Origin of the sequence: Acinetobacter sp. NIPH 817, assembly GCF_000368405.1 — a bacterium.
GTDB lineage: Bacteria > Pseudomonadota > Gammaproteobacteria > Pseudomonadales > Moraxellaceae > Acinetobacter.
In genome coordinates, this window is the sequence record NZ_KB849420.1 from 2,610,075 (window position 1) to 2,625,036 (window position 14,962).

The window sequence follows — 14,962 nt, forward strand, 5'->3', positions numbered from 1 at the left end:
CCTTTCATTGAAGACATATCATGATCCATACCTTTCATTGAAGACATATCATGGTCCATTCCCATATCTTCCATCGTCAGTAAAGCACGGGGACGAGGTGTCGGCATCGTAGTACTTTTTACAAGTGAAGTATTTTCATCATGTAATGTACCAATAGAAAAACCACTTCGATCAATAGATTCAGCTTCAATCTGATAATTTGCTTGTTTCGGTTCTACAATAACATCATAAGTCTCAGCTGTTCCTATCCGGAATTCATCCACTGGCACGGGTTTTACTGGTTGTCCATCTGCGCTGACTACTGTCATTTTCAGATTAGGAATTCTTACATCGAACAAAGACATTGCCGAGGCATTAATAAACCGAAGACGTACTTTTTCTCCAGCTTTAAAATTTCCAGTCCAATTTTGTTCTGGAGTCTTACCATTCATTAAAAACGTATAGTTTGTTACATCAGACATATCTGTCTTAAGCATTCGCATCTGATTCCACATGGAACGATCTTTCCATGTTGCCTTTAAACCGTCTCTTTTAATCTGCCTAAAAACATCAAAAACTGTTTCTCTTCGATTCTGGTAGTAATCAGCTTCTTTCTTGAGATTACTCATAATCTGACCACTAGTAGAGTTGTGAAAATCAGAGAGTAAGACTACGTAATCTCTATCAGCTTTTTCTCCGGCCGTTAAAGGTACTTTATTTTTGGGATAAATGACTAAAGGGCCATACAGACCATCTTGCTCTTGACCTTTACTATGCGAGTGATACCAATAGGTTCCATTCTGACGAACCTTGAATTTATATTCATAGGTTTTATTTGGTGCAATACCATCAAACTGGTTGAACCCAGGTACTCCATCCATGATGCCAGGTAAAATTAAACCATGCCAATGAATTGAAGAATCTTGGTTTTTCAACTTGTTGTGTACACGAATAACGGCATCATCGCCTTCCTCAAACTCAAGAAGAGGCGCAACAAACTTACCATTTACAGTAATTCGTTTTAGAGGCTTTCCTGTAATATTCACCGTCTGTTCAGCAATTGTTAAATCATATTCTTTAACCGCTGCCATAACCCAAGTCGACGAAAACAATCCGACTCCTATTAAAAGGACATGACTTAATTTTCTAGACATTTATTTTCACCTATCTATAGTTAATTGAGGGCTAAGCAGGTGGATAAAATACTTTTCCCTCAATATCTTATTTCGCGTATTAATTATTTATTTGGCATATTCATTTGAGAATGGTCCATCTCACCCATTTTAGAATGATCCATATTCATCATCTTAGAATGGTCCATATTCATCATCTTAGAATGGTCCATTTGGGACATATCAGACATTTGGCTGTGATCATGCTGACTATGATTCTGTTGATTTTCCTTATCTTCTTTCATATCACAAGGTTTTTTGCATTTCTCTTGCGCTTTTGAATTTACTTTAACTTCTGTACTTAAAGTATTTTTCTGTTGAGCATCAGCAGCCCAAGATTGGCTTCCAGCAATTAAAGTCCCAACACACATAAAAGCAGTTAAGCCACGACGGAATAGAGTTTTCATTGATTGCTCCAAAAATAAATTTTATATAACTAACTTATAGGTTGGAACCGGACATCTATGTGACTTGAAAATGACATTTTTGTAATCTACATCGCATCCTGTATTTATAACGTTATTATGGTCTTAATATGCGATACGGGGCTTAATAAATGAGAATCTTACTAGTTGAAGATGAACAAAAAACTGGTGATTATCTAAAGCAAGGTCTTTCTGAAGCAGGATATATTACAGACTGGGTTACAGATGGCTTATCAGGTAAACATCAAGCTCTTTCAGAAGAATACGATCTAATTATACTAGATGTAATGTTACCGAAGTTAGATGGCTGGAATATCATTAATGATATTCGCAAAAGTGGCAAAACTATGCCTATCCTTTTTCTCTCAGCTCGTGATCAAATTGAAGATAGAGTTAAAGGCCTGGAACTAGGAGCTGATGATTATCTCGTTAAGCCTTTTGCTTTTGCAGAACTTCTTGCCCGAATTAAAACCTTACTTCGTCGCGGTCAACAAAAGGAAGATAGCAATATTATTACAATTGCTGATCTTGAACTTGATCTTCGTAAACGTCGCGTCACACGTGCTGGACAAAGAATTGACCTTACAGCTAAAGAGTTCGCATTGATGGAATTATTTATGCGTAGACGTGGAGAGATTCTACCTCGTGCTCTTATTGCTTCTCAAATATGGGATATGAATTTTGATAGTGATACCAATGTTGTAGAAGTCGCTATTAAACGTCTAAGAAATAAAATAGATAGTAATTTCAGTCCTAAGTTGATCCAAAACATCCGCGGAATGGGGTATGTCTTAGAGGTAGAAGATGACTCATAAACTGTTTAATGCGATCAGTTTCCGTATTGCGATCATTTTTTCATTATCTACCATTATTATCTTAATGATTATGGGGCTGGTCATTCATCAGCTTGTTATGCATCATTTTGAAACTCAGGACCGCACTCAGCTAGAAGGGAAAATTCAGCTTTTAGAAAATTTACTGGAACAGAATCCGAAAAACACCGATGAACTAAAGATATATTTAAAAGATGCTTTAGTTGGTCATCATGATCTAATTGTCCAGATTGAACGCCCAACTGGCCAAATCATTTTTAGTTCAGCACCTGCCGTTATAAAGGCTCAAACATTAGTAAAGTCTAAACATATCCCTTGGATAGAGTGGGAAATTCAAAATAAAACATACCGTGGCTTAGTTTATAAAAAATCGTTTGATAAAAATATGAGTGTTCCAACTGCTCAAATTATTGTTGGAATCGATACCTCCGAACATCAACATTTTTTAAACGACTTTAGACGACAATTGTTATATATCGGAGTTGTGGGCACAATTTGTTTAATGTTTTTAGGTTGGTTTGCCGCATGGAGGGGCTTACGTCCAGTTCAGAAAATGGCAAAAGTTGCAGAAGGCATTTCAGCTCAGCATCTATCTGAACGATTAGCGGTCGATAATACACGCACTGAACTAAAATCATTAGCCATAGCCTTTAACGATATGTTAGATCGGCTAGAAACGGCTGTAGAAAAACTCTCAGATTTTTCATCTGATCTGGCCCATGAAATTAGAACACCTATTAATAATTTAATGACTCAAACTCAAGTATGTTTATCTCGTAGTCGGGATATTAATACTTATCAGGAAGTCCTCTTTTCTAATCTGGAAGAGTTTGAACGTTTGGCTCGAATGGTTTCAGATATGTTATTTCTTGCAAAGGCAGAGCATGGCCTACACTTACCAAACCTACAACAGGTCAGCCTAGTAAAAGAGATTTCTGCTTTATTTGACTTCTATGATGCTATCGCTGCTGAAAAGGGAATGTCCCTAGAACAAAGTGGACAAGGATACGTAAAAGGCGATCCCTCAATGTTACGTCGTGCACTGAGTAATTTACTATCAAATGCGATCAAATATGGTAAACCTGATTCAATAATTAAGATTAATTGCCGACAAAATATTGATACCACTATATTCACAATCGAAAATGAAAGCTCACCAATAACATCTGAACAGCTGAATCGATTATTTGACCGTTTTTACCGTACGGATGCATCCAGACAAAGAGTTGAGGAAGGCACAGGTTTAGGTCTAGCAATTACCAAGTCAATTCTTGATGTACATGGCGCAACGATTCAAGCAGACTATAACAACGGTCGGATAGTTTTTAAAATAACTTTTAAAAACTAATTTTTGTAAATAAAAGACAACTGACTACTCATTTCCAGTATCTAAAAAATTATGAGTAGTCAGAAAATGATCCTTTCTTAACTACGTAGCCTTAAAGCATTACCAATAACCGATGCTGAACTTAGGCTCATTGCTAAAGCTGCGATCATAGGAGAAAGTAGCCAACCAGTAAATGGATATAAAATACCCGCGGCTAAAGGGATGCCTAATGCATTATAAAGGAATGCAAACATCAGGTTTTGCTTCATATTTTTAATAGTGGCCTCTGACAGGGAGCGAGCGATCTCTATACCTCGTAAATCACCTTTGACTAAAGTGACTTGAGCACTATTCATAGCCACATCTGTTCCAGTCCCCATTGCAATACCAATATCCGCTTGAGCTAAAGCTGGGGCATCATTGATACCGTCACCTGCCATTGCAACCATTCTTCCTTCTTTTTGTAATTTATTAACCAGTTCCAGTTTATCTGCTGGTTTAACTTCTCCGTAAACTTCATCAATACCTAATTTAGCTCCAACTGATTTTGCAGTAGTTAAACCATCTCCTGTGGCCATTATAATTCTTAATCCAGAATTCTTCAGAGCATGCACAGCTTCAGGTGTACTGACTTTGATTGGATCTGAAACAGCCAATAGTCCTACGAGCGTCCCATCAACAGCCAAATGCATAACACTTGCGCCTTCTGCTCTTAATTGCTCAGCTTGAGGGATATATGTATCAACTGATATGCCGAGTTGTTCCATTAAAGCTGTATTGCCTAATGATAATTGTTGTCCATCTAACTCACCCTTAACACCAATTCCAGAACCTGACTCAAAAGATGTTGGTGTTGTTAGTACAAGATTTCTTTCACGGGCAGCCTGTACAATTGCATCCGCTAATGGATGTTCACTACCTTGATCCAAGCTGGCAGCTAATCTGAGAACTTCATTTTCTTCATATCCAGATAAAGCAATGACCTTATCAAATGAGGGGCGACCTTCTGTTAAGGTCCCTGTTTTATCAATAATTAATGTATCAATCTTACGTAAATTTTCTATTGCTGCAGCATCACGGAAGAGTACGCCATTGGATGCACCACGACCCGTTGCCACCATGATTGACATTGGTGTGGCTAATCCTAAAGCACACGGACAAGCAATAATTAAAACTGCGACAGCATTGATTAGTCCGTATACCCAACTCGGTTCTGGTCCAAATATTCCCCACCCAAAAAAGGTAAGGATAGATATACCGATCACCACCAGTACAAACCAGCCAGCTACCTGATCTGCCATTCTTTGCATAGGGGCTTTAGAACGCTGAGCTTGCGCTACCATTTGAACTATCTGTGAAAGTACTGTTGAAGAACCGACCTTTTCCGAACGTATCACTAATGAACCGTTCATATTCATTGTCGCACCGATTACTTGGTCACCTATACGTTTTGTTACTGGAACTGGCTCTCCCGTTAACATTGATTCATCAATAGAACTTGAACCTTCTGTAATTATTCCATCAACGGGGACCTTCTCACCTGGTCGTACTCTCAGTAAATCTCCAACATGTACATGGGAAAGTGGGATATCTTCCTCTGTGCCATCTTCATTAATTTTTCTTGCGGTTTTCGGTGCCAACCCAAGTAAAGATTTTATTGCTGACGAAGTTTGCGAACGTGCCTTTAACTCAAGAACTTGACCTAATAAGGTCAGTGAAATAATTGCGGCTGTTGCCTCAAAATATACAGCAACACGCCCCATAGAGATGAAAGACGCTGGGAAAACTTGTGGGGCTAGGGTTCCAACGACACTATAAATAAATGCAGCTCCAGTCCCAATTCCAATTAAAGTCCACATATTCGGACTACGATTTAAAATTGAATGCCAACATCTAACAAAAAATGGCCAACCTGCCCAAAAGACGATAGGTAAAGTAAGAACAAGTTCAATCCAGCTTTGTACCTTCATCTCAAACCAGTTCAACTGATGACCAAACATCGCCAAAAATATGATAATGAGGGTTAACGGTAAGGTGTACCAAAATCTTCTTTTGAAATCTTTAAGTTCAGGATTATCATCGGCTTCATCTAGATTGGGAAGTAATGGTTCTAGTGACATACCGCAAATCGGACAGTTACCAGGATGATTTTGTCGGATCTCCGGATGCATTGGGCAAGTATAAATTGATGAGGTATTTACACTATCTGAGTGTGTATCCATCTTATTTAGGGAGACATTTTCGGAAACAGATCTATCTTCTTTAGCAATGTAAAAAGTAGGATCATGCTTAAATTTTATCTGACATTTTTCACTACAAAAGTAAAAAGTCTTATTGCCAACTTGTTCATGAAATTTAGATTCTTCTGTTACAGCCATGCCGCAGACAGGATCCTTTAGTACGTTATTTATAGTTTTCTTTTCATGATGATGGTCCATATAGAAACCTCCTTCATATTTGATTTTAAAAAATTAATTACCTTCGTGCAGAAATACATTTCTGATTATTTGAGTATTTAATGAACATTATTCTTGATAAAGTCAGTGTAACACTTGTGAGTTTTTAATTCTAAAAATGACAAAAATGTAATTTTGGAGTCATCAAGACGTTGCTCTCTTTCTTAAATAATAAGCATACAAAGAGTGATGACCAACTCGATCAATTTAGGAATTTCACTGGGTCATTACTTAGCACGTACTAATTTTTAAAAGGTGATGAAATGAAAATTTTCCAAAATAAAGTGTCAGCTCTACGTAATGTACTAGTAGGTGCGACTATGGTTGTAGCTGCTTCAAGCGCATTTGCTCATGTCAAACTTGAAAGTGCCACTCCAGCTATTAATGCATCTGTAGCAAGTCAGCCAAAAAATATAACTTTAAATTTTGGTGAAGAAGTCATGTTAATGAATGTCAAATTACTTGATGCTCAACGTAAAGACATCCCTTTAACTTATCAGATAACTCATGATTTAAAAAAATCATTTGAAGTAGCAGTACCTAAACTTAAGAAAGGTAAATACACAGTGGTTTGGACCACAATGGGTACTGATGGCCATAACATGAATGGCGAATATAGCTTCACTATTAAATCAGCGAAATAACTATAGAGCATCAATAGTCTATATGCCAGCAGCTTGCTGGCATATTGCTATCGCAGGGAGGAAAAATATGAATCCTGAAACTTGGATATATGCAACGTGGCTGATTAAAGTCGTTTTATATTTAGGAATAGCATTTGTTGTTGGTGGTGCCTTTAGCTATTTTCTACTGGGACGTTATGTAGAAATCAGGGAAACTCTTCTAAAGTACATTACTATTGGTGCAGGATTAGGCTTTATTTCAAGCACTTTAGGCTTCTTTGTTCTTATAGGAAGTTTTGCCAATACAGGTCTTTCAGGAATGTGGGACAGTAACTACATTAATATCTTAATAAATACTCCCACTGGGCATATCCATATCATCCGCTCAGTTAGTTTTGCACTTTTATTGTTATTTATGATCGTAAAGCTTAGTAAAGGGACTATCCAAGTTTCCAAAGTAGAAGGAACAATTTTTACCATCCTACTTATCCCCATGGTTTTTAGTTTTTCACAATTAGGCCATGTCACAAACTTGCCCTTTTTCGCTCAATTCTTATTATCAATACATGTCCTTGTAATGTCCTTATGGATGGGATCACTTTTTCCTTTATGGAAAACAAGTAAAAAAATTACTGGTCTTCCATTAAAAGATCGCATGCACTTATTTGGGAGAATCGCAGCATTTGTTGTGGGAATACTACTCGCTTGTGGTGCTAGTATTGCTCTGTTACTCATTAAAGATTTCAATACTCTACTAAATACTCCTTATGGGCATGGTTTTATTATTAAGATCGCATTTGTTCTAAGCATTTTATTATTAGCTGCTTTCAACAAATGGTATTTTACCCCTCGCTTACAAGACCCGAAATTTGCCAGACAGTTGGGCTATGCCATTTTATTTGAAATGTCATTAGGCCTAATGATCCTTTTAACGACTGGATATATTACAACTGTAGTGGGAATTGATTAAATAGGTATATAGTAATTTAAAAAAGTAAAATGAAAAAAATTATCTGATTCTGCTTGATTTCATCATTGGTTCAATCCTTGATATTTTTTCTAACTCCATAAGCTTTACTATTGTAAGTAGAGTGTAGTGTAAGACTGTAGAGTCTCAGATCTTTTAAAATATAGGGGTAAAATTACTTACCCCATAATCTGCCCATGTTTTTATAAATTAATTACATGATTTTCTGTAATTCATGTATAAATAAACTTAAACAAATAATCATAACTTATACAACCATTCTTAGTGCCTGTTCCAGCCCGCGTTGTTTAAGGTTGGCTCCTACCCCAAACCATGCTGAATCTAATCGGTGATCTTTTGAGATCGCACGTCGCTCATGATCAACAAACTCGGTAATACTACAAAGCAGTCCATACGCCGTATCTTTAGCTGAAGCTAACTCGGCACCACGACCATGCCCGTTAAACATGGTCATGACCTTAGACATCGCACGTCCATTTGGCTCAGTTTTATTGTCGGTTTTGGATGAGTTGATTTGTTTAGGCGTAGCTACATTACGGTAGAACTGAATGATACTTTCATCTTGTTCAGCAATATTCAGGTTTGTATTATTGAACACTGCATCGAAGTAAGCTGCTGCTTCCTGCTGGGTGACTTTACGCTGGCTGAGCTGCTTCATTTCATACATGTGCTCGTCCCATGCATGAACCGAAATACCCAATTGCTGTTTAATCTTTTCAGCATCAAACTTGGTACTGTGTGGAACTTTCACCACACCTGCACTACTATTCTGCCCACGTAAGGCAATCGCTAAGGTGTTATTACACACCACACGTACACTTGTAAATTGCGCCGTGGTGGCTAATGTCCCATCACATGCTGTTGCCAGAAGGATATAACCATTACTCACATCCTTTCCTTTCAGTGCTGTTGATTGTCCAGTCGTAGCCAGTGCCCAGAACTTACGACCACCTTTCAATACCCCTGCTGTTTCCAGTTCAAAGCCTGATTGTTCTGTCAGGTCTTTATAGAAGTTTAATATCTCCATCGGTTGCACCTCCTGATAACGCTGACTTACCACTGATAGCGGCGCATGAGTATCTGAACGATAAAGGACTCTCTGATCTTCATACGGCATGATGATGTTTTGTCCACGTTCATTTTTTGTCATATAGCTGACATTGGATGATTCAATTCGCCAATCCATCCCTGCTTGTTGTGCCCATACTTCTAAAGGTTGATTTCTAGTGAGTTGATTGCCCAAACCATGCCAAGGGGTTTGACCTACAAAAGCCATTGTTTCAACTTGATGTGCCATGATGTTTTTCCTATTAAGTGATTTAAATAATTTGATTAAGAGTTTGGGATGAAGTTAAGAAAAGCTTGATTGCTGGATTTCAAAATGTTGCAGACACTGCTCACACTGATAATGCAAGGACACTGTATTGTCTTGATGCTGGACGTAGAGCAGAAACATGCCCCCTACAACTAAACCAACAAAGCCACCGACTAGTGGGTGAATAGGACTACGTTTTGACAATTGCATACAGGCTGCTGCCAGAGACATGGGGGAGAATGATGAAAGTTTTGCAAATACACCTTGATGGCTTTGTTCTGACTGCCGTAGTAATTTCAGATGTCTCGAATGGCAGTAAGGACATTGATGCATAGTCGTCTCCTCTCAATAAAAGGCATAAAAAAAACCACAAGCAAATGCTTGTGGTTTGATTGAGCTTTATGTCGTTTTAGATTAAGTCAAATTAACGAGTTACTTTTGGAGTCGCTAAACCTTTCTTGCTACAAGGTTGGATACTTTCAATATATTGACCATCTCCAGTGTCTTTAAAGAAACCATGTTTTGATTTGATTTCTAAACATTGCCCCTTCTTAAAAGGTTTAACTTGTGGAACGACTTTAGCTGGTATAGCGTAGCTATTTAAAATGACTTCGCCTTTAGTAGTTGGAAAAACCACCGATTCTTCGCCGTAATAGACATTGGCTTTAAGTGTAATCTGCTCAGTTTTAGCAAAAGCAATAGAACTGAGTGAAAGACTTAAAATTCCACATGCGATAAGTTTGATTGGGTTCATGGTATTTTCTCTGATTAAGTAAAGTAATAATTAAACGAATGCTACAGACCAGCTTTAATTAGTGACCAAAGCATGGCTGGTATCCTTCGTGAAGGACTTGATTGCTGTTCTTATCCCAACTCACCACATACCAAGTACATTGGTAACGGTCAGAGTCCCATGCAGTACGATAGGTCATGGTATTACCTTGCTGGCTCCATCCTTCAACTCGTTTACTCACCTGATCTGGACTTGAGCGGCCCCATACATTCATGAGATGTGACGCTAACATTTGATCAATATTCGGGATGGTTGACTTTAAATCAGCTGGAGCAGATTTGATTGGCTTTAATCCATAGCGAGAAGCATTGGAACTTAAGGTTTTCCCTTCATGGTACTCACCATCAACTTCTGAACTGAGATTACCTAGACTTGTATCTTGTGCTTTTGCCTGATCAACCGCGGCTATTGCCCCCGCAACAACCTCATCTTCAGCTTGTGAATGAGCAGATTCTGATTCCGGGTTTTCCACCATACTTTCAATTCCAGTGAAACCTGATTCAACGGGTTCCGATGCTGCTTGTGTTGTGGCAGATTGATTTTGTACCTTAGATTGTTCTAAAGCGAGTTGTGCTAACTGAAGTTCAGTTTGTCGTTTTTGATGTTGATTAAATAAAATACCGCCTGCAATTAACACCGCCATCATGACTACAGTTAACAACCAATATAACGGTGGTATCTTTTTAGTTGAGTTAGTGCTGTTCTTTATCATATTCATATCATTACCTTGAAATAGAGGATATACGGCGCTTTAGGGCTGCCTTCACTGGGGTAATATGTAAGTAAAAATTCTTTATTTTCAGTTATTGTCCAAATAGCTTTTTAATAAAGCTCTTGCTTCATTCAGTTGCTGTGCCTGACTTTCAATCAACTGACGAACAGATTCAGGTAAGTTCTGGTATTTATCGGGATGGAACTCAGCCATCTTTTTTCGGTAAGCAGATTGTAAGTTCTGCTCAGTCAGTGAATTAGGCTGAATATCAAGAAGTTTGCACGCTTGAAGTTGTCCACCGTTGAAAGTAGAAGTAGTAGACTGATTCATTTCATCAGCCAGACATTGATAGATAATTTTGACCAGATCAGGAAATACGGCTTTAGAAACATTGGATACACGACATAAATGGGTCATGAAGAGATCCGCCTGATTCTGCTCAACCTGACCCAGTGCCATGGCATAAACCAGTTGTTCGATCATCTCCGTACGAAGCTTGTAAGCCAGCACATCTTTCAGTTCTGCAAAGCGATGTAATAATTCTTCATATTCAAAGTTGGGATGTTCAGTCAGTAACCTTTTAATATAGTGCTGTGATGCTTCATCATTCAGCTTTACAAAATGTTTAGATATTGCATGACTAGATTCAGGATTCCACTTACCCATATTGAATGTGATGAAATAAGCAAACAGATCAATAATTACCTTCAGTTCTGCATCAATCTGTGGTGGAGCCCGATCGGTTTCTGTTTCACCCTGACAAACTTCATTTAGAAATGAAGCCAATGTTCGTACTGTGCCCTTATCCAGTTGGGTAAAGGTCAGGGTTTCTATACGATTCAGTACGATGCCATGATTAATGACGCCAATATCTGCCTCGACATGATGAATACTTTTAAAGAGATAAACCGCTTCATCTCCAAAGCTTTCTTTATAAAAGAGTCCTGTCGCCGTCACACAAAGTCCAGCTTTAGCACTGCCAAATACCGTATCGTCAATTAGCATAAGGATTTCATCTGGATGAATTCCTTGAGGGAGATAACTCATAGCCCCTTGCAATTTTTTATAAGGAATAGCGGGTGCAAAATAAATATTGTCACTCGCTCTTAACATCAACATCCAACGGCTTTTCTGGAGTGATTCTCTCGATATGATTGTCATGGCAACTTCCCCAATTTAGCGACTAAAACAACCAACGTAGAAAATCAGCAGGCCAAACAAGTGCCCGACCCAAAGAATATGAACCAGAATAAATAGGGTACTGCCAAATCAAATACAGCCAATAACCAATCACAATGGTGAAATAAAGGCCAATCAATGGATGTTTCATTGTAAATTCCTCATTTTTTTAGGTAAGCCTATCCAACCCACTGCTCTATGGCAGCAGGTGAGATCAAAAGACAAACTAAGATTTAATGTGAATACGAGCTCTAAAGTTTATGTGCACATTGCTGACCAGACTTAAAAGACACCTCTTCGAAATCCTCTGGCATCCTGACTTGCATCATGCCAATCGCCTCCAGCTTTTCTTCACCATAATGTTCTTCCATCCTGTCGTAGAAGCAGGAACAGAAACTGCGACTTCCTCCCGTATTCCTACAGCTTTGTTTCATACCCTTTTCGAAATCAGAAGAACAACCAGTAACCAACAAAATACTGACACCTACCAAACCCATCAAAATTTTATTTTTCATCATTTTATCCAGTGACGTCGTCATGGAGCTTAGGCTTTTTTAGGCAACACGAAGCCTTGCCATGGTGTAGCTCACATGACATTTTTTTAAGTAAATTTTTAGACGAAAAGATCTAAAGCTTGAGAAACTAGAAGTTCATCAAATCCTATTAAAACTAATCAGGCGTTATAAAAAGAATATGCATAGCCAACTCCTTTATATTGGGAGTTCTGCCAAAGCATTAGAGAATTATGGTGGCAGAACGAGAAAGGGTTGACAGACCGGATTGGATTGACACCAGCACACTCGAAAGTGTCCCTCTCCCGTCCTACCGCAACGGGAGGAGACGAGATGTACCCTCAAAATTATTCCTCAGAAGGAATAACTCTGATGCAACCCAATAAAACGGTCTGTCAAAACCGACTGGCAATGTGGCCAGCAAGCAAAGGATAATGTGCAATATTTAAGGTGTCAATGATCTATCGACTAAGTCGTAAAGTGATTGTTATTGTTTTTCATTAGATTAATTCTTTAAACTAACCATTAGGTAAATTTAAGGATGATTCAGTGTTTCGGTTAAAGTGTCTTAGTGGTCCACTGTATGGACAAGAATATTCTCATGCTCAGGATGAGTTTATTTTTAAAGACAAACAGACAGGAAAGCAGACGCGTTATCGAAAGCAGGCTTTAAACTTCACCCCACCCCAAGAGTTCTTTATAGCAGAGTCAATTTCTACAACCGTAGCCTACAATCTTGCATTGCAATTAATGAAACGCTATTGAGACCTTTTAGTAATACAAAGACATACTATTAACTAACCAATAATGAGTGATTTTCTAGCACTTGATTCAGTCCATAATAAATTTATAATCCAGTAGAATGCTTCACAGTACTACAAGTTTAGTCCAACAATTATAACTCTAAGCTACATTTTGATTTTGACTACTTTTCACCCAAAACATCGCAAGTCGGTACAGAATCATCATAAGTCGGTACATAAATGGAGTGCAGTTTAACACCTAACACCCCTCTACAAATGCTCATAATTCACTCTCAAGTTAAGCTAAATCATTTTTAAATTATAAGTAGTTACGACTTATAATATATGCACTTCTTTTAAAATGAATAAGTGAACTTGATTACATGGCAACTTCAGCTAAAAAAAAATGCTAAGGCTAAACAAGAAACCACATCTACGAGTAACATCAAAAAACTTATTGGCTTAATTGACCAACTTGAAGAACATATTATTAAAAGACATAAATTTCCCTATGGTTTGCCATCAGCCTATGCCGAACACTACAAAGCTTATTTACCCGAACAAATGGAACCTATCAGTGAAGAAATGACGGATAATGACCGAAAGTGGTTTTATGAACAGCTTGATCAAGGCTTATTAAAAGAATCGCCAGAACAAAAGGCTCTCCGTCAACAGGCATGGAGATTACCCCCACCATTACTTCGAGGTAAATCGGAAATTTACATCTACATTCCCGAAGAGGACCGACTTGCCCGACACTATGGCGAAATCGCGACTGAAATTCGTAAATTCAAAAACTTGGTATCAACTAAAACCAGAATATTCAAAAAAACAGCACAACAAGCTGAGAAACATTTTGAAGAAGCATTTCGTCTCTACTCCAAACATTATGATTGTTCTTTCTATATCTACACGCTACCAGAAGATATCTATAAACAGATTAGGCAATCTCAATTAGCCCGAAACAGCCATAAAAAATCCCAGAGGGTAAAAAAAACTTACCTCTCACTTGTTCAACGTTTTATTACCAGTAATCAAAAAACTTACTCAAGTATGGATACGGTTCTAGGAGCCATTGAGCAGCAAGCTATCTCAAAAATTCCAGAATACCTCACTCAAGAATACAATGCTGAAATAGAACATTGTTTACGAAAAAAAGAAGAAGCTGAATATTTTCTTTTTGCAGCTCGAAATGATCTATCTACAGCTGAAGTCAAAGAAATTGAAGAATATGGTAAAAAAACTGTAATCATACAAGCTCAGAACCGTGATCAACCCCTAACTTCTTTTGCAGGTCGCCCTATCGAACGTTATAAGGAAATAAGAGTATTTTATCAGAAAAAGATTTCTGCCTTAGAAACTCAAAAAAGTAAAATTAGAACCGACGATCAGAGAATGAAGTTACTGAATAGCGCTAAATCTTGGTTAAAGGAAAGCGAGCCAAGCCTATATGATGCGCTGAACATTTTTATAGAAAAGAAAGGTAGAAAACTTTAGAATTCCCCTCCCACCCCAATAAAAATCCGATCACTCACATAATTTATTTAGAGCCTGTTAGTTCTACACTGACATGCTCTTAAAAAAAATTAATAAATTTTTAAAAGAGTAATAATTACAATGAAATTTCTATATTTTAAAGATTTTAAATACATATATATCAGTAGCTTAAATAAATTCTTCGCAGATTTTTAGAGGGTGCTTAATTTTTTTCTAGAATTTCCCTTATGCAATCAAGCATACAAAACTTGCTACATAAGGAACCAATATGACCAACTCAAACCTAAGCCAGCAACACATCAAATTAATAAGTACATTCAATTGGAAGCTTAGCAATTTACGGGTGTGGGTCACCCGAAGAATAGCTCAACGAAGCCATTTAAATGCTGCATAACGCAGGACATCACA

At 37.8% G+C, this 14,962-nt stretch carries 16 protein-coding genes; 6 read left to right on the forward strand and 10 right to left on the reverse strand.

Going from position 1 to position 14,962, the window contains the following annotated elements; all coding sequences use genetic code 11:
• Both F968_RS20695 and F968_RS15910 read right to left on the reverse strand, forming a co-directional pair.
• Positions 1-1,133, reverse strand: a 1,133-nt coding sequence (locus tag F968_RS20695; protein WP_004794617.1) for a multicopper oxidase domain-containing protein, incomplete at its 3' end; no start/stop codon positions are given.
• An 83-nt stretch (positions 1,134-1,216) separates the two neighbouring features.
• Positions 1,217-1,558, reverse strand: coding sequence for a hypothetical protein (locus tag F968_RS15910; protein WP_000853608.1), 342 nt, complete (start codon positions 1,556-1,558; stop codon positions 1,217-1,219).
• 149 nt (positions 1,559-1,707) lie between these two features.
• On the opposite strand from F968_RS15910, the gene F968_RS15915 reads away from it, so the two are divergent.
• Positions 1,708-2,391 carry a heavy metal response regulator transcription factor gene (locus F968_RS15915; protein WP_001221580.1) on the forward strand — a complete coding sequence of 228 codons (684 nt, stop codon included), beginning with the start codon at positions 1,708-1,710 and terminating at the stop codon, positions 2,389-2,391.
• Positions 2,381-3,757 carry a heavy metal sensor histidine kinase gene (locus tag F968_RS15920; RefSeq protein WP_000149039.1) on the forward strand — a complete coding sequence of 459 codons (1,377 nt, stop codon included), beginning with the start codon at positions 2,381-2,383 and terminating at the stop codon, positions 3,755-3,757. The genes F968_RS15915 and F968_RS15920 overlap by 11 nt, the downstream gene beginning before the upstream one ends.
• Before the next feature lie 77 nt (positions 3,758-3,834).
• On the opposite strand, the gene F968_RS15925 is transcribed toward F968_RS15920, so the two are convergent.
• Positions 3,835-6,174 carry a heavy metal translocating P-type ATPase gene (locus F968_RS15925; protein WP_000349577.1) on the reverse strand — a complete coding sequence of 780 codons (2,340 nt, stop codon included), beginning with the start codon at positions 6,172-6,174 and terminating at the stop codon, positions 3,835-3,837.
• Between the two features lie 281 nt (positions 6,175-6,455).
• Between F968_RS15925 and F968_RS15930 the strand changes: the two genes are divergently transcribed.
• Both F968_RS15930 and F968_RS15935 read left to right on the forward strand, forming a co-directional pair.
• A complete protein-coding gene (locus F968_RS15930) occupies positions 6,456-6,836 on the forward strand; it encodes a copper resistance CopC family protein (protein WP_000689221.1) in 381 nt (126 codons plus the stop codon).
• Positions 6,837-6,903: 67 nt separating this feature from the next.
• On the forward strand, positions 6,904-7,785 hold the full coding sequence (locus F968_RS15935) for a copper resistance D family protein (protein WP_002035490.1): 882 nt from the start codon (positions 6,904-6,906) through the stop codon (positions 7,783-7,785).
• Positions 7,786-8,050: 265 nt separating this feature from the next.
• On the opposite strand, the gene F968_RS15940 is transcribed toward F968_RS15935, so the two are convergent.
• The 7 genes from F968_RS15940 to F968_RS15965 all read right to left on the reverse strand — a co-directional run bounded on the left by F968_RS15940 (position 8,051) and on the right by F968_RS15965 (position 12,317).
• Positions 8,051-9,100: a DUF932 domain-containing protein gene (locus F968_RS15940; RefSeq protein WP_000951143.1), complete on the reverse strand. Its 1,050-nt coding sequence runs from the start codon at positions 9,098-9,100 to the stop codon at positions 8,051-8,053.
• A gap of 54 nt (positions 9,101-9,154) precedes the next feature.
• Complete coding sequence (locus F968_RS15945; RefSeq protein WP_000553831.1) at positions 9,155-9,451, reverse strand: hypothetical protein; 297 nt, start codon at positions 9,449-9,451, stop codon at positions 9,155-9,157.
• Positions 9,452-9,542: 91 nt separating this feature from the next.
• Positions 9,543-9,872: a hypothetical protein gene (locus F968_RS15950; protein WP_001068164.1), complete on the reverse strand. Its 330-nt coding sequence runs from the start codon at positions 9,870-9,872 to the stop codon at positions 9,543-9,545.
• Positions 9,873-9,930: 58 nt separating this feature from the next.
• Entirely contained in the window at positions 9,931-10,629 is a 699-nt protein-coding gene (locus F968_RS15955) for a hypothetical protein (RefSeq protein WP_001985473.1), read from the reverse strand.
• Positions 10,630-10,710: 81 nt separating this feature from the next.
• Positions 10,711-11,736, reverse strand: coding sequence for a J domain-containing protein (locus F968_RS15960; protein ID WP_000942646.1), 1,026 nt, complete (start codon positions 11,734-11,736; stop codon positions 10,711-10,713).
• A gap of 70 nt (positions 11,737-11,806) precedes the next feature.
• Complete coding sequence (locus F968_RS20420) at positions 11,807-11,953, reverse strand: hypothetical protein (protein ID WP_000682545.1); 147 nt, start codon at positions 11,951-11,953, stop codon at positions 11,807-11,809.
• A gap of 100 nt (positions 11,954-12,053) precedes the next feature.
• The gene (locus F968_RS15965) at positions 12,054-12,317 is read right to left on the reverse strand and encodes a hypothetical protein (RefSeq protein ID WP_000790976.1); all 264 of its coding nucleotides are present in this window, start codon (positions 12,315-12,317) and stop codon (positions 12,054-12,056) included.
• Between the two features lie 546 nt (positions 12,318-12,863).
• Between F968_RS15965 and F968_RS15970 the strand changes: the two genes are divergently transcribed.
• The gene (locus F968_RS15970) at positions 12,864-13,079 is read left to right on the forward strand and encodes a hypothetical protein (RefSeq protein WP_004794622.1); all 216 of its coding nucleotides are present in this window, start codon (positions 12,864-12,866) and stop codon (positions 13,077-13,079) included.
• A 347-nt stretch (positions 13,080-13,426) separates the two neighbouring features.
• Positions 13,427-14,554 carry a hypothetical protein gene (locus F968_RS15975; protein WP_004794625.1) on the forward strand — a complete coding sequence of 376 codons (1,128 nt, stop codon included), beginning with the start codon at positions 13,427-13,429 and terminating at the stop codon, positions 14,552-14,554.
• The last annotated feature ends 408 nt before the right edge of the window (positions 14,555-14,962 follow it).